This window comes from Methylobacterium sp. CM6257 (assembly GCF_054611515.1).
Genome location: NZ_CM137735.1, coordinates 2152139 through 2178055, shown reverse-complemented (window position 1 = coordinate 2178055; position 25917 = coordinate 2152139). Strand labels below are relative to the sequence as shown.

Genomic DNA, 25917 nt, shown 5'->3' with positions numbered 1-25917 from the left:
CGGCCTCAGGCCTGGAGGCTGCCGTGGCAGTGCTTGTACTTCTTGCCCGAGCCGCATGGGCACGGCTCGTTGCGCCCGACGCGGCCCCAGGTGGTGGCATCGTTCGGGTCGCGTTCCAGCACGGCCCCATCTGCCGCCAGCCCCTGCGCCGCGAAGCCAAAGGCCGGGCCGCCGCCGCCGTCGCTGCCCGAGCCGCGCCCGGCGTAATCCATCTCGTTCTCGCCGGTGACCGGGTCGAGATGCTGGGCGAACATCGGGGGCAGTTCTGGAGCCGCGCCCGGGAAGTCTCCCTGTTGCGGCTCCTGGTACATGATCTCGACCCGCGAGAGCTGTGCCGTGACCTGCTCGCGCAGCGCCGTCACGAGACCGTTGAAGAGGTCGAACGCCTCGGACTTGTACTCGTTGAGCGGGTCGCGCTGGGCGAAGCCGCGCCAGCCGATCACCTGCCGCAGGTGGTCGAGCGTCACGAGGTGCTCGCGCCAGAGATGGTCGAGGGTCTGGAGCAGCACCTGCTTCTCGATATAGGCGGTGACCTCGGCGCCGTTCTTCTCGGTCCGGGCCGCGTAGGCCTCCTCGGCCGCCTTGAGCAGGCGCTCGCGCATCTCCTCGTCGGCGATGCCCTCTTCCTTGGCCCAATCCTCCACCGGGACGTCGAGATTGAGAATCTCCTTCACCTGCTCGCGCAGACCGGCGACGTCCCACTGCTCCGCGTAGGCGTTCTCCGGGATGTGGCGGGCCACGAGGTCGTCGATCACGCCCTCACGCATCTCGTCGACGGTCTCGCGGACGCTCTCCTGGCCCATGAAGTCGCGGCGCTGCTCGAAGACGACCTTGCGCTGGTCGTTCATGACGTTGTCGTACTTGAGCACGTTCTTGCGCATGTCGAAGTTGCGCGCCTCGACCTTCTGCTGCGCCTTCTCGATGGCCTTGTTGATCCAGGGGTGGATGATCGCCTCGCCCTGCTCCAGGCCGAGCTTCTGCAGCATCCCGTCCATGCGGTCGGAGCCGAAGATGCGCATCAGGTCGTCCTGAAGCGACAGGTAGAACTTCGAGCGGCCCGGATCGCCCTGGCGGCCGGAGCGGCCGCGGAGCTGGTTGTCGATGCGCCGCGATTCGTGGCGCTCGGTGCCGATGATGTAGAGGCCGCCCGGCAGGTCCTTCTTGCGGCCCGCCGCAGGATCGGCCGGCTCGCCCGAGGCCAGCACCTTGGCGCGGTTCTCGGCGATCTCCGCCTTGATCGCCTCGATGGCAGCGTTCCTCTCGGGACCGTCGGCGAGGTGCCCCAGCTCCTTCTCGATGCGCATCTCGAGATTGCCGCCGAGTTTGATGTCGGTGCCGCGGCCGGCCATGTTGGTGGCGATGGTGATCGCGCCCGGCACGCCGGCCTCGGCCACGATGTAGGCCTCCTGCTCGTGGAAGCGGGCGTTCAGCACGGCGAAGCGCTTGGTGACGCGGCCCTCGCGGGCGGCGGCGTAGACGTCGGTCAGCGCGTTCGGGTCGGAATAGTCGAGCAGCGTGTAGCCATGCTTCTTCAGCAGCTCGGCGAGGTGCTCGGACTTCTCGATCGAGCCGGTGCCCACCAGGATCGGCTGGTGGCGGGCATGGGCCTTGTCGATCTCCGCGATGATTCCCGCGTACTTCTCCTCGACCGTCCGGTAGACCTCGTCGTCCTCGTCGACACGCTCGACTTCCTTGTTGGTCGGGATGTCGACCACGTCGAGCTTGTAGATTTCGGCAAACTCGTCCGCCTCGGTGGAGGCCGTGCCGGTCATGCCGGCGAGCTTCTTGTAGAGGCGGAAGTAGTTCTGGAAGGTGATCGAGGCGAGCGTCTGGTTCTCGGGCTGGATCGTGACCCGCTCCTTGGCCTCGAGCGCCTGATGCAGGCCCTCCGAGTAGCGCCGGCCCTGCATCATGCGGCCGGTGAACTCGTCGATGATCACCACCTCGTCGTTCTTGACGATGTAGTCCTTGTCCCGGGTGAACAGCGTGTGGGCGCGCAGGGCCTGGTTCACGTGGTGGACCAAGGTGACGTTGTGCGCGTCGTAGAGATCGCCCTCCTTCAGGAGGCCGGCCTCCCGCATCGCTTCCTCGACGAACTCATTGCCCTCCTCGGTGAGCGAGACGGTGCGCTGCTTCTCGTCGAGGTCGTAATATTCCTTGCGCAGCCGCGGCATCAGCGCATCGACGGCGACGTAGAGTTCCGAACGGTCGTCCACCGGGCCGGAGATGATGAGCGGCGTGCGCGCCTCGTCGATCAGGATCGAGTCGACCTCGTCCACGATCGCGAAGTTGTGTCCCCGCTGCGTCAGCTGGGACATCTCGTACTTCATGTTGTCGCGAAGGTAGTCGAATCCGAACTCGTTGTTGGTGCCGTACGTGATGTCGCAGGCATAGGCGTCCTTGCGCTGCGCATCGTCGAGCCCGTGCACGATGGTGCCCACGGAAAGGCCCAGGAATCGGTAGATCCGGCCCATCCACTCCGCGTCGCGCGAGGCGAGATAGTCGTTCACCGTGACGACGTGGACGCCCTTGCCGTCGAGCGCGTTGAGGTAGACCGGCAGCGTGGCCACCAGGGTCTTACCCTCGCCGGTCTTCATCTCGGAGATGCCGCCCTCGTGCAGCACCATGCCGCCGATGAGCTGCACGTCGAAGTGGCGCTGGCCCAGCACGCGCTTGGCGGCCTCACGCACCGTCGCGAAGGCCGGCACGAGGATGTCGTCGAGGCTCTTGCCGGCCGCGAGTTCGGCCTTCAGCATGTCGGTTCGGGCGCGCAGGGCCTCGTCCGACAGGGCCTGGATCTCCGGTTCCAGTGCGTTGATCTGCGCCACGCGCGGGCGATAGCCCTTGACGCGGCGGTCGTTGGAGGAGCCGAAAATCTTCTTGGCGATTGAGCCGAGCATCGTTGACCTGCGGACGCGCAAGCCCGTCCACGGGTGAGCGTGGCGGGCCGGCCTTGGCGGAGTTGGCCGGGCTTATAGAGGTAAACATCGGCCCGCGCACCTGAAAGAGGCAGCCCTCAACGCCGAACGGTGCGGTCACGGTTCCGGGATGAGCGGAACGGCAGCGCTTGCCTTCTCGCGCGACGCGGGCCACCTGTGCCGCGGCCTGCCGCCCGGCCCGATCAGGGGCGGCACGAGACGTCAGTCGAGGACTTCGCCCGCATGCCGAACACTGCCCTCCTCCGGCGCGCCAGCGCGCTCGCCGTCATGCTCGCGATCCCGGGACTCGCACTGGCGCAGACGCCGCAGAAGGCCCCGACCCAGACGGCGACGCCGGCGGCGGGTACGCCCGCCGCCGCGCCGGGATCCGATTCGGTGGTGGCGAGCGTCAACGGTAAGCCGATCACGCAGGGCGACCTCGCCATCGCGGCCGACGATCCGGCCCTGTCGCTGCCCGGCGTCGACGAGGCGCAGAAGAAGAACCTGCTCGTCGACTACATGGTCGACCTCCGCGTGGGCGCGCAGGCGGCCGAGGCCGCCAAGATCGGCGATACGCCAGACTTCAAGCGCAAGCTCGCCTATTTCCGCGACAAGCTCCTGCTCGACGACTACCTGGAGCAGGAGGCCAAGCGCGCGGTGACGCCCGAGGCCGAGCACGCGATCTACGACCAGACGGTCAAGCTGATGAAGCCCGAGGAGGAGGTGCATGCCCGCCACATCCTCGTGGACAACGAGGCCGAGGCGAAGAAGATCGCAGGCCGCATCAAGGGCGGCGAGGATTTCGCCAAGGTCGCGGCCGAGACCTCGAAGGATCCGGGTTCGAAGGCCGAGGGCGGCGATCTGGGTTGGTTCACCAAGGAGCGGATGGTCCCGGATTTCGCCACCGCCGCCTTCGCGATGAAGCCCGGTCAGGTCTCCGATCCGGTGAAGACGCAGTTCGGCTGGCACGTCATCAAGGTCGAGGAGAGGCGGACGAAGCCGCAGCCGACCTTCGACGAGCTGAAGGAGCAGATCGACCAGCACCTGATCCGCAAGGCGCAGCAGGACCTGATCCTGAAGCTCCGCTCGGAGGCGAAGATCGAGCGCACCGATGCGCCCCCGGCCGCGACCGAGACTGCGCCTGAGCCGAAGAAGCCCTGAGGGCCCGGTTCAAACGACTATCCTGGCAGACCCGCCGGCCTGGGCGGGTCTGTCTGGCGCGTACCTCGCGGCATAGCGGCCACGACGCTCGCGTCGAGGCCGATGCCCTGTTCCTTCCGAGCCGCCCCGGTGAAGAGGCGCGCGGTCGAGGCTCCTCGCTCTCAGTACGGCCGATCCGGGATCAGGTAGCTCGACCGCTCCGGCGCGGCCTGCGGCACCACCCCGAGCGCAGCGAGTTCGTCGCTGCGGCGGCCCTCGGCGATCCGGTCGAGCACCGCGATCAGGAGCCAGGGGCACGCGATGCCGATGAAGAACGCCATGTGATCCTCCCACGCCGGATCGCTGCCCGTCCGGCCTAGGAAAATAATAGGGGGGCCGGGCCCGTCCGCAACTGGCGTCCCGGCCCGGATCCTCGGATCTGCTTGGCCCCGTGATGTCGATCGCACGACGCCCGACGCGACGGAGATCGAAACCTCCCCCTCATCCCAGGGGCGGAGCGCGGCGAAGGCCTCGAAGGAGCCCTTCAGCCGGCAGCGCGATCCCTGGAGCCCTCCTTCGAAGCTGCTTCGCAGCACCTCAGGACGAGGGCGAGGATAGAATTTCTCGGATGCAACAGGCTCTCAGACCCAGCCCTGCAGCTCGCGGCGCACGACGTGCTCGATGACCTTCATGCCGAGATCACTGTCGTTCAGGCACGGGATGTAGGCGAACTTCTCGCCGCCATTCTCCTCGAAATAGTGGCGGTTCTCACCGTCGAGTTCTTCGAGGGTTTCCAGGCAATCCGCCGTGAAGCCCGGGGCCACGATCGCCATGCGCTTCACGCCGGATTTCGCCAGCTCCATCACGGTCTCGTCCGTATAGGGTTTCAGCCACTCCTCGTTGCCGAAGCGCGACTGGAAGGTCACCCGCATCTTGTCCGGTGACAGACCCAGAGCCTCGCGGATCAGCCGACCGGTCTTGTGGCACTGGCAATGGTAGGGATCGCCCTTGAGCAGGTAGCTCCGCGGCACCCCGTGGAACGAGGTGAGGATCACCTCCGGCTCGAAATCGAGCTTCGCCAGCCCCTCGCGGATCGAATCGGCCATGGCGGCGATGTAGACCGGGTCGTCGTGGTAGGGTGGCGACACCCGCACCGTCGGCTGCCAGCGCATGTCCATCAGCGCCCGGAACGCTTGGTCACAGGCGGTGGCCGAGGTGGCGGCGGCGTATTGCGGATAGAGCGGCACCAGCAGGATGCGGTCGCAGCCCTGGTCGAGCAGCGCCTGGAGGCGGCCGGCGACCTCGGGCTTACCGTAGCGCATCGCCCAGTCGACCACGACGGAATCGCCCATCGCCGCCTGGAGGCGCTCGCATTGGCCCCGGGTGATGGTCTTCAGCGGACCCTCGTTCAGCGCATTGTTCCACACGCTGGCATAGTCGCGGCCCTTCGGACCGGGGCGCTTCGTCAGGATGATCAGGTTGAGCAGCGGCCACCAGATGAGCCGCGGCACCTCGATGACCCGCCGGTCCGACAGGAATTCCTTGAGGTACCGGCGCATCGGCCAATAGGTCGTACCCTCCGGCGTGCCGAGATTCATCAGCAGCACGCCGACGCGGCCCCACGCCACTTTCGGGTGGTCAGCCGGCAGGGAACCAGCGGCGGGCTTGAGGGTCGCGAGGGGCCGGCCATTCGCCAGCGCGGCGGGTTCGACGCGTTCGTTCATGGCAGCGTTCCGGCGCCGCGCGCCGAGTCCTTCCTATGGTTCCAAATATCCGGGGCCGGCGCACGCGCTTGGGCCTTGACCGGAGGCTTAACCCGTCGGGTGCGCTTCCATGTAGGGTGCCTTGGCGCCCGGCGAAGACCGGATGCGACATGCCGCACCGCGGCGGACCGCACGCGCGACCGATTTCCCTAAAAACACGGGCCGCCCCGAGCCGCAACCGGCACTTTGATGACGGCGGCCCGAGACCCCCTATCTCGGCCCGAGACCTCACCGCGAGACACCATGACCGACACGCCCGTGGCCGCTTCCCTCGCCGCCTTCCGCGCCTCCGGCTCGCCCTGGCTGGCGCTCCCGTTCTTCGCCGGCGGACAGGCCGACGCGGTGGCGGCCCGCATCGATGCACGGATTGCCGCGGGCGCCCGCATCCTGCCGGCGCCGGCCCAGATCTTCCGCGCCCTGACCGAGACGCCGCTGCCGGAGGTCCGGGCGGTGATCCTCGGGCAGGATCCCTACCCGACACCGGGCGATGCCAACGGCCTGGCCTTCTCGTTCGTCGGATCGGGCCGCCTACCGGCCTCGCTGAAGGTGATCCTGGACGAGGCCGGTTCCGACCGCAGCGCCGGCGGCGACCTGACCCCCTGGGCGCGACAGGGTGTCCTCCTGCTCAACGCCGCGCTGACCGTCGAGGCCGGGAAGGCCGGGGCGCATCTGCGCTACGGCTGGTCGGCGCTGACCGATGACGCAGTGGCCGCGGTCTCAGCCCGCCCGGAACCCTCGGTCTTCCTCCTCTGGGGAGCCCAGGCCCGTGCCCGTGCCGGCTTGATCGACACGGCGTGCCACGGCGTGTTCGAGAGCGGGCATCCTTCCCCGCTCAACCGAGCCCGGGATTTCCCGGGCTCGGACCCGTTCGGCCGGGCCAACCGCTGGCTCGCCGAGCACGGCGGCCGCCCAATCGAGTGGCGCCTCGGTTGATCGCGGCGCGCCTCAGGGCTTGGCGGGCTCGGCAGGCTTGGCCGGAGGCCCTGAACCCTGGCCGGCCGGCAGCAGCACGTTCTTGGCGACGGTGCCCTCTGGGCCGTACTCGCCGGCCACGGCGATGCAGGCCTGATCGCGGTTCTGCGCCATCTGGTTCGACATCAGGGTGAACATGGTCTGCACGCGGTTGCCGAACGGCCCCCGTGGCTGGACATCCGCGATCTGCACGTTCTGCTTGGCCAGCAGCGCCTCGAACTGGTCGCTGCCGATCCGGTAGCCGCAGACATTCGAGGCGGCAAAGATGTAGGCGGCGAATTCGAGGGCGCGCGGCGCCGGTGCGTTCCGGATCTGCGCCTGTGCCGGAAGAGCCGCGAGCGTCAGGGCGACAAGGGGGGCGAAGGGGCGCATGCGAAACGGTTTCCTCGATCACGGGCGGCCTCTGGCGGGCCGCCTCCGGCCGGCGGGAGATAGACCGGCCCGCGCCTTCCGCCAATGCGACGGAAGTTGCACGCAAAGTGACTCCGGCCGTTCATGACCTATTGGGCATAGGAGCAGTCCCGGCCCGCGGAGCGGCCGAAAATGGGTCCGTATTTCGGCGATGAGTGAACGGGAGAGAGAGTGTTAACCTGCCCACGTCACGGCTGGGTCACGGTTTATCCAGGTCCAGGCGGTCTGCAGCGCATGGTCAGCGTCAACTCCTCTGTCGCATCTATCCCGGACCCGACGACCCGGGGCTCCGACCGGCATTTTCGGTGGCCCGGGCTCGCTGTCGCGGACCGGCGCCCGGTCCAGGCCGCATCTGTCCCCATCTGTCCGCACCGCGTCGCCCGCTGGGCGTCCGGTGAGGGCCTTCGGACGGGCGACGCCGTGGCGCTGCTGGTGCGGGACCTCGGACAGACCGAGGCGATGCGTCTGGGCCTGACCCGTATCGGCCTGCGCGTCACCTGCCTCGACGGCGATTGCCGCGGCGAGGCGCTGGCCGACTGGCTCGCTCTGTCGGGCGCCAGGCTGGCGATCGTCGATACGGCGCTGGCGGAGACCTATGCCGGTGTGATGGGTCGGCTCGCCACCTATCCGAGCGTGTGGTGGAACGGGCCGGGTGCCGACTTCGCCAGCCTCGATCTCGCGCTCGCCGAACAGGTCTGAGGGCGCGCCGTCCCTACGGATGGGGGCGCCCGGAACTTCGGGAGGCCCGATGCCGCTCTCGGGCCGCACCCGTTCGTCCGGTCGGCCGAGAGGAGGAACGAGATCGCTGAAGCCCGGACCGCATGCTACCCTGCGGCCCTGAACCGGCCCCGTCAGTCATGGTGGCCGGCACCGGGAGACGCGCCTCATGACCGCAGCCCTGTCCACGGCCCCGTCCGCCCCGATGGCTGACCAGGCGCCAGTCCTGCTGCGCAGCGACGCCGACGGGATCGCGACCCTGACCCTCAACCGTCCGCATGCGCGCAACGCTTTGTCGATGGGCCTGATGGGGGCCCTCCAGGATGAGCTCGACGCGATCCGCGAGAATCCCGGGGTGCGCGTCGTGGTCCTGCGGGGCGCGGGCCCCGCTTTCTGCGCCGGCCACGATCTGAAGGAGATGCGGGGCGACCCGTCGCGGGAAGCCACGGCGGCGGTGTTCCGCACCTGCGCGCGGGTGATGCTGAGCATCGCGCGTCTGCCGCAGCCGGTGATCGCCCAGGTTCACGGGGTCGCCACCGCCGCAGGCTGCCAGCTTGTCGCCACCTGCGATCTTGCCGTCTGCGCCGAGGAGGCCCGCTTCGCCACCCCGGGGGTGCAGATCGGCCTGTTCTGCTCGACCCCCATGGTCGCCCTGTCGCGCGCCGTCTCGCGCAAGGCCGCGATGGAGATGCTGCTGATCGGCGAGCCGGTCGACCCCGCGGAGGCGCTGCGGATCGGTCTGGTGAACCGCGTGGTCCCGGCCCCGGACCTCGACGCGGCGGTGGGCGCCCTGGCCTCCCGGATCGCCTCGAAGGCGCGGCGCGTCTTGGCGATCGGCAAGGAGGCGTTCGGCCGTCAGATCGAGATGGACCTGGAGGAGGCCTACGGCTACGCCGCCGAGGTGATGACCCGGAACATGATGATGGCCGACGCCCATGAGGGCATCGATGCCTTCCTGGGAAAGCGGCCGCCGCGCTGGGAGCCTTGACACCGGCGCAATACGACGCAGGCCCGACGGCGCCGCTCGCGTAGGTTATAGCGTCGGGGTGTCCTAGGATTGAGGATACGTCCCATCCTGCCGGGATCGAGGCCCCAACGCGGAACGGCTGATGAGCACCATCGACCTGTTCGGTCTGACGCTGGCCTTCTACGGTGCGATGCCGCCTCCACGGCCGCCGCGCCCGCAGCGGAATGGCGCGACCTGGGCCGCCGCCGTCGTGTTCGGCGGCGTCTGCCTCGCCACGGTCGGGCCGATGATCACGATCTGGACTTTTCACCGGCCTTACGCGGAAGCCAAGGCGCGCTGCATCGAGTCGGGCGGCCGCGTCCTCTACGCCGCGCTCGACGGCAGCGGCCCCTATCGCTGCGAGCGCCCGGTCGGAGCCGACGTGGCGCGTACGGCGAAAACCGTGGATTAATCCGCGCCGGCGCGCATCCTTCAGGTATATCCGGCGCCTGCTGACGCGAACCGGACGCCGAAACCTTGGATAACGCGCTCTACCGATGGGTCCAGTCGACCGCCCTGCTGCGGTCGGATGTCGAGGCGCTCATCGGCTTCGCGCTGGCGATCGGCGTCACCCTGCATGCTCTACTGCGCAAGCGGCGGGTGAGCGTCGCCGTGGGATGGATCGGCCTGGCTTGGCTGTCGCCGATCTTCGGAACGGCGCTCTACCTGACCTTCGGCATCAACCGCGTCTCGCGCCGCGCCCGGCGGCTGCGGACCAAGCCCTCCGACGCGACGCAGCTCCCCGACACGGACGATGCCGTGGTGCCGGAAGCCTTGTGGCCGCTCGACCGGGCGATCCGGCAGATCACCGGCCTTCCGGCCTTCTCGGGCAATGCGGTGCGGATGTTCCGAAACGGCGACGAGGCCTATCCTGTCATGCTGGAGGCGATCCGGGGCGCGCGGGCCAGCATCGGCCTGTCGAGCTACATCTTCCGCGACGATCCAACCGGCGGCGAGTTCTGCGACGCTCTGGTGGAGGCCAGGGCCCGCGGCGTGAACGTCCGGGTCATCATCGATGGGATCGGGGGCGGCTACTTCCGCGCGCCCGCCTACCATCGTCTGACCCGCGCCGGGGTGCCGGCGGCCCTGTTCATGCACTCCGCCCTGCCCTGGCGGATGCCTTTCCTGAACCTGCGCTCGCACAAGAAGCTGCTGATCCTCGACGGGCGCACCGCCTTCACGGGCGGCCTCAACATCTCGCACCCGAACCGCGTCGCGCTGAGGCCCGATCACCCGATCCGCGACACGCATTTCCGGCTGAACGGGCCGGTGGTCGAGCAGCTCGCCGCCGCCTTCGCGGCCGATTGGGCCTTCGTGGCCGGCGAGAACCTCGATGCCGAGCCGTGGTTCACCGACCTCGAGCCCGCCGGAACCAGCGTCGCCCGGGCGGTCACGTCGGGGCCGGACGCGGATGTGGAGAAGATCGAGCAGGTCATCCTCCAGGCGCTCGCCTGCGCGCGCCGGACGGTCCGCTTCGTCACGCCTTATTTCCTGCCCGACGAGCTGGTGACGGGGGCTCTCGCCCAGGCCGCGACCCGCGGGATCGTCGTCGATCTGATCATCCCGCGGGTCAGCGATCACCCCTTCATCGATTGGGCGACGCGGGCGCATCTCGATCCGCTGCTCGCGGCCGGGGTGCGGGTCTGGCTCGACGAGCCGCCCTTCGATCACTCGAAGGCAATGGTGGTCGACGACGTCTGGTGCTTCGTCGGCAGCGCGAACTGGGACATGCGTAGCTTCAGGCTCAACTTCGAGCTGAACGTCGAGATCATCGACGCGGACTTGGCCGCGCAGCTCGACCGGTTCATGCGCGGCAAGATGCAGGCGCGCCTCAGCCGGGAGGATCTCGGCGCGCGCGCCCTGCCGATCCGTTTACGCGACGCAGGCGTGCGACTGCTGCTGCCATACCTTTGAAACGGCCGGGCGCGTGCGCCTCGGGCGCCGGCCCGAGATGGACGACGATCGGCCGGTGATCGGACGGTCCCCGGGGAAGGACGGCGTGCTCGTGGCAGACGAGGCCGCGGGCCAGGCAGCGGTCGAGCCGCAGCGGCAGGACGTCCACCATCGCGTGGGTCGGCTGGCGCGGGCCGACGTCGCGGAAGCCCGGAATCAGCGCGGGTCCGACGATGTTGTAGTCGCCGAGCACGGCGGCGCGGGGCGGCAGCTCGGCGACGATGCGGCGGAGCTGCCGCCGATTCAGCATCTGTCCGTGCGACAGGTGGACGTTGGCGACGCCGAACTCCCCCAGGTCGAGGATCTGGCAGACCCGATGCACCAGGGCACCGGACGGCAGCGTGATCACCCGCGGGGGCGCCGACCAAGACTTGGGACTCCACATGGCCAGCCCGTGGATCCGTCCCGGCAGGGGGGCCCAGGCATAATGGCCGCCGATCCGGTCTAGGAGGAATCCGATGGCCCGGGTCGCCTCCTGCATCAGCAAGAGGTCGGGCTTCTCCTGGGCGACGAGAGCCGCCACGTCGTCCACGGCTGCGCCGGTGCGCCGCAGCAGGTTCCAGCTCACGATCTTGAAAGGCTCGTGCGGCCGATCCGCCGGCCGGATCGGCGGGGCGTGGACAGGGACGTGACCGGAGCGAGCCGGACGTGCAGCGATGGTCATCGGGCCGGTCTCGTACCTCAACTCGCGGCTCTCCCGCCACCGCCACGCTGTAACGCACCCGAAGCCGGTGCGTTCGATCAGATCCGGCCTTTGGGGGATCTCAATCGGGCTGCGGACCCGCCGCGCAGCAGCTCCGCATGGTGACCTGCCCAAACCAGCCATTCCGCACGCGCCCCACAAGCCTGCGGCCGCCTCCGCTTGAGGCGAACCATGCCGGCAGCCTAAGACCGCCCCGCGACGCCGATGCTCACGGAGATCCGGCGCGCGTCCCGAACGCTCCACCGATCCCCTCGAAGGTCGATGTCAGGCTTCAGCTTCATTCACGCAGCGGACCTGCATCTCGGCAGCCCCCTGTCGGGCCTTGCCACGCGCGACGCTGACCTCGCGCGCCGCCTCGCCTCGGCCGGGCGGCAGGCTTTCGAGGATCTGGTGACCCAGGCGATCGAGCGCTCGGTCGCCTTCGTGGTGGTGGCCGGCGACATCTATGACGGCGACTGGGCCGACAACACGATCGGCCTTTTCTTCGCCCGGCAGGTGGCGCGCCTCGACCGCGCCGGCATCCCGACGATCTTGGTGCGCGGCAATCACGACGCGGAGAGCGTGATCACCCGCTCGATCACCCTGCCGCCCTCGGTGCACGTATTCCCGGCGTCCCGCCCCGGCACCCTGCGCCTCGACGCCCTGCGGGTCGCCCTGCACGGCCGCAGCTTCCAGGCCCGGGCCGTCGAGGAGAACCTGTCGCTGACCTACCCGGCCGCCGTGCCGGGTTGGTTCAATCTCGGGATCCTCCACACATCGTGCACCGGCCACGCGGCCCATGAGACCTACGCGCCCTGCTCGGTCGCCGACCTCACGGCGCGGGGCTACGATTACTGGGCCCTCGGCCACATCCACGAATACGCCGAGCTGTCCCGGGATCCCTGGATCGTATTTCCCGGCAACATCCAGGGCCGGAGCGTGCGCGAATGTGGCGAGAAGGGCGCCGTGGTGGTGACTGTCGCTGACGGACGGGTGACCGGCGTCAGCCGCCTGCCCCTCGACCGGGCGCGGTTCGAGCAGGTCTCGGTCGATCTCGCCGATGCGGCGGATACCCGCGCCGCCGTCGAGGCCGTGGAGGCGACCCTGAAGCCCCTCGCAGAGATCGCGGCACGCCGCCTGATCCTGGTGCGCGTTCACCTCACCGGCATCACGACCGCCCACGACGCACTCGCGGCCGACCGGGAGACGCTTACGGCCGAGATCCAGGCCGCCGCCCACCGGCTCCACGAGGATATCTGGCTGGAGCGCCTGAAGATCGAGACGCGCCGACCGCGCGCGTTGATCGAGCCCTCCGGCGCGGCCATCGACCCTGCCGCCCTGCTGGCCGACCTCGACCGCGATCCGGAGTTCCGGGCGCGGGCCAAGGCCGCGCTGGCCGAGATCGGCGGCCGGATGCCGGCGACCGCCGCGTCGGAAGCGGATTTCGAGGCGGAGTTCGACGCCCTCTGCGCCGAGGCCGAGGCGCTGATCCTCGGCCGCCTCGGCGGTCGGCATTGCTGAGAGCCCGGGAATGCGCCTGATCCGCCTCGCCCTGGAGCGCTACGGGGCCTTCACGGACCGCACCGTCGCCTTCCGGCCCGACGCGCGCCTGCACGTCGTGCTGGGCGCCAACGAGGCCGGCAAGAGCACGGCGCTGGCCGCGGTGACAGACCTGCTGTTCGGGTTCGAGAAGACGACCCGCTACGCCTTTCTGCACGACATGCCTCAGCTGCGGCTCGGCGCGGAGATCGCGTCGGGCGACGGACGCCGGCTGACCTTCCGGCGCCGAAAGGGCAACAGCCGAACCCTCATCGACGCCGCCGAGGCGCCGCTGCCCGACGACGTGCTGGCACCGTTCCTCGGTGGCATCTCGCGCACGGTGTTCTGCCGCGCCTTCGGCCTCGACGCACAAAGTCTGCGGGCGGGCGGGCGCGAGATGGTCGATGTCGAGGGCGAGGTCGGCGCGAGCCTGTTCGCGGCGGGCTCTGGCCTGCGCGGCCTCACGGAGCTGCAATCTACCCTCGACGCGGAGGCCGAGGAAATCTTCGCGCCGCGTCAAGCCAAGCACCGGACCTTCTACCAAGCCCTTGAGCGCCACGAGAGCGCCCGCAAGGCGATCCGCGAGAAGGGCCTGCGCGCGGGCGACTGGCGCGCCCTGAACGAGGAGATCGCCACGGCGGCCCAGCAGCTCGACGCCCTCCGGGCCGAGCGCGAGCGCGTTGCGACCGAGCGCGCGCGGCTGGAGCGGCTCAAGCGCGCCCGCCCGATCCTGTCGGAGATCGACGCGCTGGAGCGGCGCATCGCCGCCGAGGACGGTCTGATCGACGCCGACGCGGCCTGGATCGAACGCCTCGGTGCGGCCCTCGAACGCTGCCGCGCCGCGGAGGCCGAGGCCGGGCGGGCCGAGAATGCCCGCGATCGGGCACGGAGCGAGGCCGAATCCGTGCCGGTCGAGCGGGGGCTCACGCTCCGCGCCGACGAGATCCTGGCCGCCTTCAGCGGCACCAAGGAGTTCGAGAAGGGCGGCACCGACCTGCCCCGGATCGAAGGCGACGCCCACAAGGTCGGGCTGGAGCTGGAGCGGCTGCGCATTCGGATCGGCGCGGCCGATCTCGCGGCGCTGGAAGCCCGACAGCCCACGGACGCCGCCCGTGCTCGGATCGAGCGGCTGATCCGCGATTACCGGACCCTGATCGCCGCCGAGGAGCAGATCGCCCGCGACCTCGCCGCCGCCCGGGCCGAGCGGGACCGGCTCGCCCGAGAGGTGGAGGCGGCGGACGCGACCCGCGACCCCACGCCCCTGCGCGAGGCGTTGAAGCCGCTCGCGCGCCTGCACGAGCGGATCGCCGCCCACGAGACCCTTGAGGCCGCGATCCGGCGCGAGACGGCGCTGCTGCGCAATCAGGCCGGTCGGCTGTCGCCGCCGGTCTCGGATCTGGCGGGCCTAATCCGGACTCCCCTGCCCGGCCCTGAGACTGTGGCGCGCTACCGCACCCTCCTCGACTCCAAGACCCGCGAGCAGGAGCGGGCCACCGACCGTCGCGAGGCGGCCCACCGCCAGGTTGCCGCCACCCGGGAGCGGCTGCGCGAGCGCGAGGCGGGCCGTCCGGTCGCGACCCGGGAGCGGCTCGATGCCCTCAGGGCCGCCCGAGATGCGGCCTTCGGTCCCCTGCGCGACGCCCTCGCGGCCGGGCGCCCTGCCGGGCTCGCGGAGATCGCGGCCTTCGAGCGGGCACTCCTCGACGCCGACCGCCTCGCCGACGAGCGCGCCGCCGATGCCGCCCGAGTCGCCGCCCACGCGGCTGACCTAGAGCGCCTCGCTGCCGAGGAGGCGGATGTCGCGACCGTCGACGGTGTCCTGGCCGGGATCGCTGCCGAGATCGCCGAAGGCCAAGCGGCATGGCGCGCGGCGTGGCGGCCAGCCGGGGTTGCTCCGGGCACGCCGGCCGAGATGGCTGCGTGGCTCGCCGAGGTGGAGAGCCTGATCGAGGCCGAGCAGCGGCTCGCCGAGCAGCGGATCGAGCGGGACCGGCTCCAGGCACGGATCGAGGACGCCCGGGCGCCGCTGGCCGATCTCTGCACCCGCGCGGGGCTGGAGCCGGTGCCGGATTTCGAGATCGGCCCGACCCTCGAACGCCTCGAAGAGCGCGTCGCCACCCTGGCGAGCCGCTGGGAAGCGAATCTCCAGACCGGCGGCCTGCTGCGCGCCGCGCGTGCCGCGACGGAGCGGCTAAAGGCGGCCCTGGCCGAGGCCGGGAGCCGCCGCGCCGGGTGGCAGGCCGAGTGGGGATCGGCGCTGCTGCCCCTCGGCCTCGACGCAACGGCCCTCCCGGAGGAGGCCGAGGGCGCGCTGGAGGCATGGCGCACCGTGCCCGACCGGCTGGCGGAGCGCGCGGCCCTGCACCGCCGCTCGGCCGGGATCCGCCGCGACATGGACGCCTTCCGGGCGAACGCGTCCGCCCTTGTCGAGGCCCTGGCGCCCGATCTCGCGGACGGCCCGCCCACCGGCGCGGTCCGAACCCTGCACGCGCGCCTCGTTGCCGCCCAGGCTCGCGAGGCCCGGCGCGCCGAGCTGGATCGCCGCTTGGAGGAGGCCGAGGCGGCCCGCCGCGCCGCCGCCGATCTGCGCGACGCGGCCCGGGCGGCGCTGACCCGGCAAGTCGCCGAGGCGCTGCCGGACTTGGCGGAGGCGTCGACCCCGGACATCGAGGTTTTGTTCGGCCGGCTGAATGCGCGGGAGACGCTCCAGGCCGAGCTTCTGCGCCTGCGCGGCAGCCTCGCCGGAGCCGCAGACGGATTGCCTGAGGCCGAGCTGCGTGGCGGCCTCGAAGCGCTTCCGCCGGAGGCGATCGAGGCCGAGCTGGCCCGTCTGGCCATGGAGGCTGAGGAGCAGGAGGATCGCGGCCGGGTCATCTTCGCCGACCGCGACCGCGCCGAGCGGCGCCGCGCGGAACTGGAGGGCGGCACCGGCGCCGAGCTGGCGCTCGCCGAGCGCAAGGCCGCGGAGGCGGATCTCCAGGCGGCGGCGCGCTCCTGGGCGGTGCTGCGCTTGGCCGGGATGATGCTCGGGCAGGCCGTCGCCCGGCACCGGGCCGGACAGCAGGATCCGCTGGTGGCCCGGGCGGGCGCCCTGTTCCGGGCCCTGACCGGCGGGGCCTTTTCGGGTCTCGCCCAGATCTACGACGAAGCCGATACGCCCAGGCTCGCCGGGCAGCGCGCGGGCGGCGGGCTGGTGGCGATCGAGGGCATGAGCGAGGGCACCCGCGACCAGCTCTACCTCGCCCTGCGGCTGGCCTATCTGGAGGATTACGCCGGACGCGCCGAGCCGGCGCCCTTCATCGGCGACGACCTGTTCTCGACCTTCGACGAAGCTCGCACCGGCTACGGCCTGGACACGCTGGCCGAGATCGGCGCCAGCGTCCAGCCGATCCTGTTCACCCACCACCGCCACGTCGCCGACATCGCCCGCGACCGGCTCGGGGCGGCGGTGGACGTGGTGGCGCTGTAGCGGGCGCCGGTCCGGGCGCGCGGGGATCTGCGCTCTTCAGTCTCCGAGATACCGCGTCTCCAGATGCGCCCGGAACGCCGCCGTGCCCAGCGGCGCGCCGGTGGCGCGGGTGAGCAGATCATCGGTGCCCAGCAGGCTTCCGACTTCGTGGACATGCGCCCGCAGCCAGCCCCGCAGCGGCGCGAAGTCACCCTGCGCGAGGCAGCCCGGCAGCGCCGGTTCGGCGGTCCGTGCAGCCCGGAACAGCTGCGCCGCCGCCAGGGCGCCGAGCGTGTAGGTCGGGAAGTAGCCGAAGGCCCCGCTCGGCCAGTGGATGTCCTGGAGGCAGCCCACCCGGTCGTCGGGCACGGCGAGGCCGAGGAGCTCCCGCATCCCGTCGTTGAAGGCGCCCGGCAGATCCGCCACCGCGAGGTCGCCCGCGATCATCGCGGTTTCCAGCCTGTAGCGGAGCAGGATATGGGCCGGGTAGGTCGCCTCGTCGGCGTCCACCCGGATGTAGCCCGGTGCGACCCGGGTGTTGAGCGCGTGCAGGTTCTCCGGAGACCATTCCGGCCCCGACCGCCCGAAGGCCTCCCGCAGCAGCGGCGCGAGATAGGTGAAGAACTGCCGGCTCCGGCAGGCCTGCATCTCCACGATGAGCGACTGGCTCTCGTGCAGGCTCATGCCGCGGGCCGCGCCCACCGGCTGGTGCCGCCAGCCCGCCGGCCGGCCCTGCTCGTAGAGGGCGTGACCGGTCTCGTGCAGCACGCCCATCAGGGCACGGCCAAAATCGGCCGCATCGTACCGGGTCGTGATGCGCACGTCGTCCGTCGCGCCCCCGCAGAACGGGTGCAGGCTGATGTCGAGCCGCCCGCGGGTGAAGTCGAAGCCCACCGCCTCCATCAGCTTGAGGCCGAGCGCCCGCTGCACGTCCACGTCGAAGGGGCCGGCCAGCGGTAGCGGCGCCGGGCGGGAGGCCTGGATCTCCCGGGCGCGGGCGATCAGATCCGGCAGCCAGCCGGTGAGATCGGCGAAGAGCGGGTCGATCACCGAGCGGCGCATGCCGGGATCGTAGCTGTCGAGCAGGGCGTCGTAGGGGGCGAGCCCCAGGGCCGCGCCCTTCGCCTGACCGATCTCCCGCTGCAGCCGCAGCACCTCGGCGAGGTGCGGGGCCAGCCTGGCGAAGTCCGCATCGCGCCGCGCCTCGCGCCAGACCATCTCGGAGCGCGAGACCGCGCGGGAACTGGCCTCCACGAGGTCGCGGGGCACCGCCGTGGCATGGGCCTGGGCGCGGCGCATCTCGCGGAGGTTGGCGGCGGCCCAGGGATCGAGGCTCCCGGACCGCTCGGCGGCATCGAGGTCCTCGGCCGCCTCGGGGGCCGTCAGGATCTCGTGCGCCAGGCCCCGCAGGATCGCGAGCTGGTCACCCCGCGCCTCCGCGGCCCCGTCCGGCATCAGCGTCTGTGCGTCCCAGCCGAGGATACCGGCGGCGCCTTCGAGGGCCGCGAGGCGGGCGAAGCGCTGTTCGAGGGTCTGGTAGGCGGTCATTCGATCTCCGATCCGGGATGTCGCGCTGATCGTTCGGGCGGCCGTCACCCCGCCTGCAGCATCTCCAGCTCCAGCCAGCGGTCCTCCGCCTGCGACAGCTCGGTCTCGGCCTGCGCCAGCATGGATGAGGCCTTGTCGAAGCGGGCCGGGTCGCGGGCGTAGAGGTCGGGATCCTCCAGGATCGTCTTGAGCTGACGGATCGCCGCCTCCAGCTTCTCGATGCGGGTCGGCAGCGTCTTCAACTCATGCTGGTCCTTGAAGCCGAGCTTGGGCTTGCCGGCCGGCTGGGGAGCCGGGGCGGTGGCGCGCGCCTTGGGTTCCTTGGCCTTCGGCGCGACGGCCCGCGCCTCGATGCCTTGCCCGCGCTGGATGATCATGTCGCTGTAGCCGCCGGCATACTCGACCCAGCGGCCCGCCCCTTCGGACACGAGCACGCTACCGACCACGCGGTCGAGGAAGTCGCGGTCGTGGCTCACCAGGATCAGCGTGCCCTCGTAGTCGCCCAGCATCTCCTGGAGCAGGTCGAGAGTCTCCAGATCGAGGTCGTTGGTGGGCTCGTCCAGCACCAGGAGGTTGGCCGGCTGGGCCAGGGCGCGGGCGATCAGCAGCCGGTTGCGCTCGCCGCCCGACAACACAGAGACCGGGGTCCGGGCTTGCTCGGGGGTGAACAGGAAGTCCTTGAGGTAGCCGATCACGTGGCGGCTCTGGCCATTCACGGTCACGCTGTCGCCCCGGCCGCCGGTGAGCACGTCGGTGACGGTCATCCCCGGCTCCAGCACGGCGCGGGCCTGATCGAGCACCACCGGCATCAGGTTGGTGCCGAGCACGACCTCGCCGGCATCGGGGGCGAGCCGGCCCATGAGCAGGTTGATGAGCGTGCTCTTGCCGGCGCCGTTGGCCCCGACGATGCCGAGGCGGTCGCCCCGCATCACCCGAAGGGACAGGCCGTCGACGATCCTGCGCTCGCCAAAGGCCTTGGCGATGTCGCGGGCCTCGACCACGAGGCTGCCCGAGGATTCCGCGTCCGAGGCCTGCATGCTGACGCTGCCCACAGGGCGGCGCACCTCGCGGCGGTTCTTGCGCAGCTCGTGCAGGTTGCCCAGCCGGCGGACATTGCGCTTGCGCCGGGCGGTGACGCCGTAGCGCAGCCAGTGCTCCTCGGCGGCGATCTTGCGGTCGAGCTTGTGCTGGTCGCGCTCCTCCTCCTCGAAGAAGGCGTCGCGCCACGCCTCGAACCCCGAGAAGCCCTGCTCGATCCGGCGAGTCTCGCCGCGGTCGAGCCAGATCGTGGCGCGCGACAGAGCCGAGAGGAAGCGCCGGTCGTGGCTGATCAGCACCAGAGCGGCGCGGGTGCCCTTCAATTCAGATTCGAGCCACTCGATCGCCGGGAGGTCGAGGTGGTTGGTCGGCTCGTCGAGCAGGAGCACGTCGGGCTCGGGGGCGAGCGCCTGCGCCAGCGCAGTGCGACGCCCCTCACCGCCCGAGAGCTTCCTGGGATCCTCCTCGCCGGTCAGGCCCAGGCTCTCCAGCAGGTAGCGGGCGCGATGGGTGGACTCGCCCGGCGGCAGCCCGGCCTCGACGAAGTCGAGGGTTGTGGTGAAGCCGGAGAAATCGGGCTCCTGCGCGAGATAGCGGATCGTGGTTCCGGGCTGAAGAAATCGGCGTCCCTTGTCGGGCTCGACGAGGCCTGCGGCGATCTTCATCAGGGTCGACTTGCCGGACCCGTTCCGTCCGACGAGGCAGGTCCGCTCGCCTGGGGCGATGGTCAGGTCGGCCCGGGTGATCAGCGGCGTGCCGCCGAAGGTGAGCGCGACGTCCTGAAGGGTGAGGAGTGGAGGAGCGGCCATGCGCGGGCTTATGGCAGCGCGCGGCGGGCTGTTCAAACGGCGCGGCTGCCGCGTCACAGGCTAGGCGCGCGACGCGCTTCCTGTTTCGGCAGGGAAGGGAGCCGCGCCCGGCGCTGAGTCGCCGGACCCGGTGTGTGGTGAGGCGGCCGATCAGGCGGTCGGATTGGCCGGGCCGGTGGGCGGGCTGATCTCCGGAGCTCCGGGATTGCCGACCGGAATCTCGGGCGGCTGGATGCCGGGCGACTCGGACGGCGTCTGGCCGGGGATCTCCGGGCCGGGCGGCTGCGTGGGCACCTGCGGCGGCTCGTAAGGAGTATCGGGAGCCGGGGCCGGCTGCGGCGGAACCTCCGGCGGCGAGACCGGGGGCTGCCCCGGGTCGGCGAGCGTGAACTGGGACACGGCTGTCCTCCGGTTGACCATCGGTGCGAACCTGCACCGTTCGGGCGGCAACGGGATCTCGCCGCTCCGGTTCCGGAGCGCTACTTCTTGGTGAGCATCAGCGTGCCTTCCTTGCTCGCCACCTTCTGGATCTTCTCGGCGAACAGGGCGAGCAGGAACGGCAGCTTCACCTCCAGGCGCACGCTCTCCGCGCCTACGTCGATCGTGCCGGCGACCTTTTGGGCGAGCGCCGACACGCCGAAATCGAGCCGGTCGCCGGTCCAGGCGAGCTGGTCCACCGTGATGCCGCTCTTGGCCAGGAAGGCTCGCGCCTGCTCGGTGCCGTGCTCGAGGCGCCGCTTGGCTTCCTCGCGGCCGAGGTCGTGCGGGATGTCGACGATGAGAGGCTTGGGCATGGGGCGGCTGATCCGGGCTGACTGGGCAGCAGATGGGGCCTCCCGGTGCCGCAGACAACGCCGGGGGCCACCCTGTCTTCTCGGGACAGGAGCGGCCCGGATCGGGTGCCGTCAGTTCAGGACGTGCAGGGAGACGTAGGTCGTGCCGCCCATGCCGAGGGCGCGGGCAGAGCCGCGCGACAGGTCGATGATGCGGCCGCGCACGAAGGGGCCGCGATCATTGATGCGCACGACGACCGAGCGGCCGGTCCGCTTGTTCTCGACACGGACCCGGGTGCCGAACGGCAGGCTGCGATGGGCGGCGGTCATTCCGTTGGGGTTGAAACGCTCGCCGTTCGCAGTGCGGTGTCCGCTGCCGTACCAAGAGGCCGCACCGCTCTGAGCGGCGGCCGGGAGGCTTGTTCCGATGACGGTGGACAGCATTCCGAGCGAGACGACGAACTTTCCGAAACCAAACGACATTCTCAGCGCATTCCCTTTGTTTTTTTCGGGAAGGCGCCAGTCGTTTCGGAAATCGGCCGGATTATGGCACGCTTTCGCGTATGGCCAAGGTCACATTTTGGCCGGTTTTTGCCTGGTCATTCTGTTTACATGACGATTTGTTGCGGCTTATTTCCGCTTTTATAGCGAAATACATACAGGTCAGTCGGTCCACGTATTCGGCAAGGTTTCCTCAGGCTTGGCTCCAGCCGCTCGTGGTAAGTCTTAATTCCTAAGCCCTGCGCTGGATGTGACCCTGCGTCCCGCTGGTGTGGAAGCAGACGACGAGTGCTGGGTCATGCACGGCCGAATGTCATGATCGGCAGTACGGCAAGGACAGGCCGCTGAAGCGCTCGGTCGACCGCAGACGACCCGGCTCATTGCCACGTCGCTCGCGCTGAAGTCGGCGCGTAACCGTTGCTTAATCTATGGAATGACTGGCCGGTTCCGCGCTCGGCAAAAACTGCAGCCCCAGAACGGGACGCGCGCCCGCGAAAATCGACAACGCGACCTTTACCGTATCCGGGGCATGGTCTGCCGGTCAGTCGCGTAACCGGTGTTTGCCATGGCTTCCCCGCGTACCGTGGCTGCCGACGCCGTCGCCCGGAAACAGGTCTCGCGTGCCGGGCGGCCCGCGTCGGCGCCACGGATGGGTCTCGTACCCGCCCAGCGTTCCCTACCCCTCGACCAAGTCCTCGTCGGGGATTGCATTGCGGCCATGAACGCCCTGCCGGCGTCGAGCGTCGACTGCGTCTTCGCCGATCCGCCCTACAACCTGCAGCTCGGCGAGGCCGGCCTCCTGCGCCCGGACCAGAGCCGCGTCGACGCGGTCGACGACGACTGGGACAAGTTCGCGACCTTCGAGGCCTACGACGCCTTCACCCGGGACTGGCTCGCGGCCTGCCGCCGCGTGATGAAGCCGAACGCGACCCTTTGGGTGATCGGGTCATACCACAACATCTTCCGGGTCGGGAGCGCGTTGCAGGATCTCGGTTACTGGATCCTCAACGACATCGTCTGGCGCAAGGCCAACCCGATGCCGAACTTCCGCGGCAAGCGCTTCACCAACGCCCATGAGACCCTGATCTGGGCCTCGCGTTCGGCGGAGTCGAAGGGCTACACCTTCCATTACGAGGCGCTGAAAGGAGGCAACGAGGACCTCCAGATGCGCTCGGACTGGTTCATCCCGCTCTGCACCGGCGAGGAGCGTCTGAAGGATCCGGAGGGCCGCAAGATCCATCCGACGCAGAAGCCCGAGGCCCTGCTCGCCCGGACGCTGCTGGCGGCAACCAATCCCGGCGACGTGGTGCTCGACCCGTTCTTCGGCACCGGCACAACCGGCGCCGTCGCAAAGCGTCTCGGCCGCCGCTTCATCGGCATCGAGCGCGAGGCCACCTACGCCGAAGCCGCCCGGGAGCGGATCGCCGCAGTGGAGCCCCTGTCGAAGGCCGCCCTCATGGTGGCCCCGACCAAGCGTGCCGAGCCGCGGGTGCCGTTCCTCTCGGTGATCGAGGCCGGGCATATCCGCCCGGGCGAGACCGTGACCGACGAGCGCCGCCGCTTCCGCGCGACGGTGCGTCCGGACGGCCAGCTCGACAATGGCCTCGTCATCGGCTCAATCCACAAGATCGGCGCCCTGGTCCAGGGTCTGCCGGCCTGCAACGGCTGGACGTTCTGGCACGTGGAGCGCGGCGGAAAGCCGGTGGTGATCGACACCTACCGGGCCGGACTCCGGCAGGCCATGGCGAACGGCTGACAAAGCCGGAAAGACCGCCGTCTTTGTGAGGGAGTGAAGCAACCCAGTCAGCGCCTCGCCGGCCGGCGTCGCGCTGCCTTGGGGCGCGGCGCCGTGCTCGCGATGACGGAGCGGCTAGCGCTTCCGAACCGAGCCCGGCCGCCGCGCCGAGGTTCTCGTGCGCACGGGGGCGGGCTGCAGCTCGGCCTCACCCTCAAGCAGAGCGTCCGCCTCCCGCGGCGGCGCGGGCGCGGGTTTCGGCTGGGGCTTCGGCACGGCGCGCACGCGCGGGCGCGGCTCGGGATCCGGCATCGACGCCGGTGCCTCCATGGCGGCGAGCAGCGGCATGGGCGGCGGCTCCTTCTTCGGGCGGCCACGCGGCTTCTTTTCGGGCTCAGGCCTCGGGTCGAAGGCGTGGGCCAGCACCTTCCGCATTAGGCCGGGCAGCGGCTCGTCGTCGAGGGCGGCGCGCGGTGTGAAACGCATGCCGGAGGGTGCCGGCGTCGACAGGGCCACACGGGCTACGAACACCGTCAGCTCCAGCGGGAAATGCGTGAAGCCGTGCCGGACGAGGCCCGGCAGACGCTTCCAGCGGGCGTCGAGCGGCGCATCCAGCAGGGCAGCGGCGACGTCGTAGTCCGGCTCCCATGTGCTGCCTGGCGGCTCGGCCATGTTGCCGAGCAGCCCCTCCGGTGTCCGCGTCCGCAGCAGCACCGCCTCGTCGCCGCTGCGGATCGCCACGAAGGCTGCGCCGCGGCGCAGCGCTCCCTTCGCCACCTTGATCTTGCGCGGGAACGTCTCCTGCGTGCCGAGCGCCCGGGCCCGGCATGGCTCCATCCACGGACAGAGTGCGCAGGCGGGACGCTTGGGCGTGCAGATCGTCGCGCCGAGATCCATGAGCGCCTGGGCGAAGTCGCCCGGCCTGTCCTCCGGGACCAGCGCTTGCGTCAGGCGGCGGATCTCCGGCCGGCTGCCCGGCAGCGGCGCCTCGAGCGCGAAGGCCCGGCTCAGAACCCGCTCGACGTTGCCGTCGACGGCGGCCTCCGGTCGGTCGAACGCGATCGCGGCGATCGCGCCTGCTGTGTAGGCGCCGATCCCCGGAAGCTTGCGCAGGCCGTCGGCCGTGTCGGGGAAGCGCCCGCCCGCAGCCGCGACGGCCTTCGCGCAGGCGTGGAGGTTGCGGGCGCGGGAATAGTAGCCGAGCCCGGCCCAGGCCGACATCACCGCCTCCTCCGGGGCGTCGGCCAGGGCGAAGATGTCGGGGAAGCGCGTCAGGAAGCGATCGAAATACGGACGGACCGCCGCGATCGTCGTCTGCTGAAGCATCACCTCCGAAAGCCAGACCCGGTAGGGATCGGGCACCTCGCCGGCCAGCGCCCGCCATGGCAGGACACGGCGATGCCGGTCGTACCAGGCGAGCAGGTCGTCGGCGCGCGGTCCGGGACCGGGCTTGGCATCCGTGGCGGTGCGGGTCGGCATGAGTCCGGGCTGCATAGCCGCAGGGCAGCGGCGATCATAGGGCGGTGAAAGCGCGGCCGCGTGCTCCCTTCGTCAACCATCCTGCGCTAACCCTACAGGATCCACAGGGGCGGGGCCGGAACCACCATGGCGCGCGTCAAACCGCTGGCCGAGCTGATCGAGGGCTGCATCGGGCCCGCCTTCGCGGCGCAGGGATTCGCCTCGACCGACATCCTCGCCGCCTGGCCGGAGATCGTGGGCGAGCGGCTGGCCCGCTACTGCCGCCCATCCAAGCTCGAATGGCCGAAGCGCCGCCGCAAGGGGGCCGAGGCGCCGGAATCCGGCACGCTGGTGGTGCGGGTCGAGGGCGTGTTCGCCATCGAGTTGCAGCATCTCGCGCCGGTGGTGATCCAGCGGATCAACGCCCATTACGGCTGGGCCTGCGTCTCCCGCATCGTGCTCCAGCAGGACCGGGTCGGGCGCGGCGGGCCGAAGGCGGCTCCGGCCAAGATCGATCCGGTGCGCGCCGTCGAGGTCCAGCGCGCCGTGGCGGGGATCGCCGATGACGGCTTGCGCGCCGCCCTCGACCGACTCGGCACGGCCGCCGTCGCCACGCGCTCGGACCGGTGAACGGGACGATTCGGTCACCTTGCCAGGACGGCTGTGCCCGAGTACCGGCTTTCGGACGCCAAGACCGACCCAATTCGGCGGAGCCTGCCCGATGACGACGCGACGCGACGCTCTCAAGATCTCCGGCCTCGCGCTCGGCGCCGGCCTCGCCCTGCCCTACCTGTCCCGCGCCGCGCGCGCGCAGAATGCCGAGGTGGCGGCGCTGATGCAGCCGGGGCCCCTCGGCGATGTCTGGCTCGGCCCGGCGGACGCCAAGTGCACGATCATCGAGTACGCCTCGATGACCTGCTCGCACTGCGCGGCCTTCCACCGGAACACATGGCCGACCCTGAAGGAGCGCTACATCGATACCGGCAAGGTGCGCTTCACCCTGCGCGAGTTCCCCCTCGATCCCCTCGCCACGGCGGCCTTCATGCTGGCGCGCTGCCAGGGCGATTCCAAGTACTACCCGATCACCGACCTGCTGTTCGACCAGCAGCCGGCCTGGGCCTTCACCCAGAAGCCCGTCGATGCGCTGGAGCAGATGCTGCGCCAAGCCGGCTACAACAAGCAGACCTTCGAGGCCTGTCTGAAGGATCAGAAGATCTACGCGGGGGTCAACGCCGTGAAGCAGCGCGGGCTCGACGTCTTCAAGGTCGATTCCACCCCGACCTTCTTCATCAACGGCGAGCGCTACACCGGCGAGATGACGGTCGAGGGTATGGAGAAGGTGATCAAGCCGATCCTGGGTGCCTGATCGCCCGTCCGGAGCCGCGTGCGAAGCGCCGCTCCGGCGGTCCGGCCTGACCTGAAATACCAATCGAAAATCAAAGACTTACCATGTATGGGCTTCGCCTTGACACTCAAGATAGGCGAAACTATGGTGCGCCCCGCTTG

22 protein-coding genes are annotated in these 25917 nt (G+C 70.3%); 11 read left to right on the top strand and 11 right to left on the bottom strand.

Annotated elements, in window-relative coordinates; genetic code table 11:
• Window positions 1-5: 5 nt before the first annotated feature.
• On the bottom strand, window positions 6-2900 hold the full coding sequence (gene secA / locus ACYCO6_RS10715) for a preprotein translocase subunit SecA (RefSeq protein ID WP_459771750.1): 2895 nt from the start codon (window positions 2898-2900) through the stop codon (window positions 6-8).
• 261 nt (window positions 2901-3161) lie between these two features.
• On the opposite strand from secA, the gene ACYCO6_RS10710 reads away from it, so the two are divergent.
• The gene (locus ACYCO6_RS10710) at window positions 3162-4079 is read left to right on the top strand and encodes a peptidylprolyl isomerase (protein ID WP_459771749.1); all 918 of its coding nucleotides are present in this window, start codon (window positions 3162-3164) and stop codon (window positions 4077-4079) included.
• Window positions 4080-4240: 161 nt separating this feature from the next.
• Here the strand turns inward: ACYCO6_RS10710 and ACYCO6_RS10705 are convergent, their stop codons facing one another.
• Entirely contained in the window at window positions 4241-4399 is a 159-nt protein-coding gene (locus ACYCO6_RS10705) for a hypothetical protein (RefSeq protein ID WP_459771748.1), read from the bottom strand.
• 300 nt (window positions 4400-4699) lie between these two features.
• On the bottom strand, window positions 4700-5782 hold the full coding sequence (hemH, locus tag ACYCO6_RS10700) for a ferrochelatase (protein ID WP_459771747.1): 1083 nt from the start codon (window positions 5780-5782) through the stop codon (window positions 4700-4702).
• Window positions 5783-6064: 282 nt separating this feature from the next.
• Between hemH and ACYCO6_RS10695 the strand changes: the two genes are divergently transcribed.
• Complete coding sequence (locus ACYCO6_RS10695) at window positions 6065-6754, top strand: uracil-DNA glycosylase (RefSeq protein WP_459771746.1); 690 nt, start codon at window positions 6065-6067, stop codon at window positions 6752-6754.
• 12 nt (window positions 6755-6766) lie between these two features.
• Here ACYCO6_RS10695 and ACYCO6_RS10690 read toward each other — a convergent pair whose 3' ends face one another.
• Entirely contained in the window at window positions 6767-7165 is a 399-nt protein-coding gene (locus ACYCO6_RS10690) for a hypothetical protein (protein WP_459771745.1), read from the bottom strand.
• A gap of 459 nt (window positions 7166-7624) precedes the next feature.
• On the opposite strand from ACYCO6_RS10690, the gene ACYCO6_RS10685 reads away from it, so the two are divergent.
• From ACYCO6_RS10685 to ACYCO6_RS10670, 4 genes are all read left to right on the top strand, one after another.
• Window positions 7625-7903, top strand: a complete 279-nt coding sequence (locus ACYCO6_RS10685; protein WP_459771744.1) for a hypothetical protein — start codon at window positions 7625-7627, stop codon at window positions 7901-7903.
• Between the two features lie 187 nt (window positions 7904-8090).
• Complete coding sequence (locus tag ACYCO6_RS10680) at window positions 8091-8909, top strand: enoyl-CoA hydratase (RefSeq protein WP_459771743.1); 819 nt, start codon at window positions 8091-8093, stop codon at window positions 8907-8909.
• Between the two features lie 121 nt (window positions 8910-9030).
• Entirely contained in the window at window positions 9031-9339 is a 309-nt protein-coding gene (locus ACYCO6_RS10675) for a hypothetical protein (RefSeq protein ID WP_459771742.1), read from the top strand.
• Between the two features lie 65 nt (window positions 9340-9404).
• On the top strand, window positions 9405-10841 hold the full coding sequence (locus tag ACYCO6_RS10670) for a phospholipase D-like domain-containing protein (RefSeq protein ID WP_459771741.1): 1437 nt from the start codon (window positions 9405-9407) through the stop codon (window positions 10839-10841).
• Here ACYCO6_RS10670 and ACYCO6_RS10665 read toward each other — a convergent pair.
• The gene (locus ACYCO6_RS10665) at window positions 10759-11544 is read right to left on the bottom strand and encodes an endonuclease/exonuclease/phosphatase family protein (protein ID WP_459773522.1); all 786 of its coding nucleotides are present in this window, start codon (window positions 11542-11544) and stop codon (window positions 10759-10761) included. The two genes, ACYCO6_RS10670 and ACYCO6_RS10665, sit on opposite strands and share 83 nt — an antisense overlap.
• Before the next feature lie 300 nt (window positions 11545-11844).
• On the opposite strand from ACYCO6_RS10665, the gene ACYCO6_RS10660 reads away from it, so the two are divergent.
• Window positions 11845-13083 (top strand): metallophosphoesterase family protein, encoded by a 1239-nt coding sequence (locus ACYCO6_RS10660; RefSeq protein WP_459771740.1) that lies wholly within the window; start codon window positions 11845-11847, stop codon window positions 13081-13083.
• Between the two features lie 10 nt (window positions 13084-13093).
• Window positions 13094-16570: an ATP-binding protein gene (locus ACYCO6_RS10655; RefSeq protein WP_459771739.1), complete on the top strand. Its 3477-nt coding sequence runs from the start codon at window positions 13094-13096 to the stop codon at window positions 16568-16570.
• Window positions 16571-16606: 36 nt separating this feature from the next.
• Here ACYCO6_RS10655 and ACYCO6_RS10650 read toward each other — a convergent pair whose 3' ends face one another.
• From ACYCO6_RS10650 to ACYCO6_RS10630, 5 genes are all read right to left on the bottom strand, one after another.
• Window positions 16607-18097 carry a carboxypeptidase M32 gene (locus ACYCO6_RS10650; protein WP_459771738.1) on the bottom strand — a complete coding sequence of 497 codons (1491 nt, stop codon included), beginning with the start codon at window positions 18095-18097 and terminating at the stop codon, window positions 16607-16609.
• A 44-nt stretch (window positions 18098-18141) separates the two neighbouring features.
• Window positions 18142-19944, bottom strand: coding sequence for an ATP-binding cassette domain-containing protein (locus ACYCO6_RS10645; RefSeq protein WP_459771737.1), 1803 nt, complete (start codon window positions 19942-19944; stop codon window positions 18142-18144).
• Between the two features lie 150 nt (window positions 19945-20094).
• Entirely contained in the window at window positions 20095-20343 is a 249-nt protein-coding gene (locus ACYCO6_RS10640; protein WP_459771736.1) for a hypothetical protein, read from the bottom strand.
• Window positions 20344-20423: 80 nt separating this feature from the next.
• Complete coding sequence (locus ACYCO6_RS10635; protein WP_459771735.1) at window positions 20424-20738, bottom strand: polyhydroxyalkanoic acid system family protein; 315 nt, start codon at window positions 20736-20738, stop codon at window positions 20424-20426.
• Window positions 20739-20849: 111 nt separating this feature from the next.
• Complete coding sequence (locus ACYCO6_RS10630) at window positions 20850-21200, bottom strand: septal ring lytic transglycosylase RlpA family protein (protein ID WP_459771734.1); 351 nt, start codon at window positions 21198-21200, stop codon at window positions 20850-20852.
• A 583-nt stretch (window positions 21201-21783) separates the two neighbouring features.
• Between ACYCO6_RS10630 and ACYCO6_RS10625 the strand changes: the two genes are divergently transcribed.
• Window positions 21784-22974, top strand: a complete 1191-nt coding sequence (locus ACYCO6_RS10625; RefSeq protein WP_459771733.1) for a DNA methyltransferase — start codon at window positions 21784-21786, stop codon at window positions 22972-22974.
• A gap of 114 nt (window positions 22975-23088) precedes the next feature.
• On the opposite strand, the gene mutY is transcribed toward ACYCO6_RS10625, so the two are convergent.
• Window positions 23089-24432 carry an A/G-specific adenine glycosylase gene (mutY, locus tag ACYCO6_RS10620; RefSeq protein ID WP_459771732.1) on the bottom strand — a complete coding sequence of 448 codons (1344 nt, stop codon included), beginning with the start codon at window positions 24430-24432 and terminating at the stop codon, window positions 23089-23091.
• Window positions 24433-24558: 126 nt separating this feature from the next.
• On the opposite strand from mutY, the gene ACYCO6_RS10615 reads away from it, so the two are divergent.
• Complete coding sequence (locus tag ACYCO6_RS10615; RefSeq protein ID WP_459771731.1) at window positions 24559-25041, top strand: DUF721 domain-containing protein; 483 nt, start codon at window positions 24559-24561, stop codon at window positions 25039-25041.
• 91 nt (window positions 25042-25132) lie between these two features.
• Window positions 25133-25777 carry a DsbA family protein gene (locus ACYCO6_RS10610; RefSeq protein ID WP_459771730.1) on the top strand — a complete coding sequence of 215 codons (645 nt, stop codon included), beginning with the start codon at window positions 25133-25135 and terminating at the stop codon, window positions 25775-25777.
• Window positions 25778-25917: the final 140 nt, after the last annotated feature.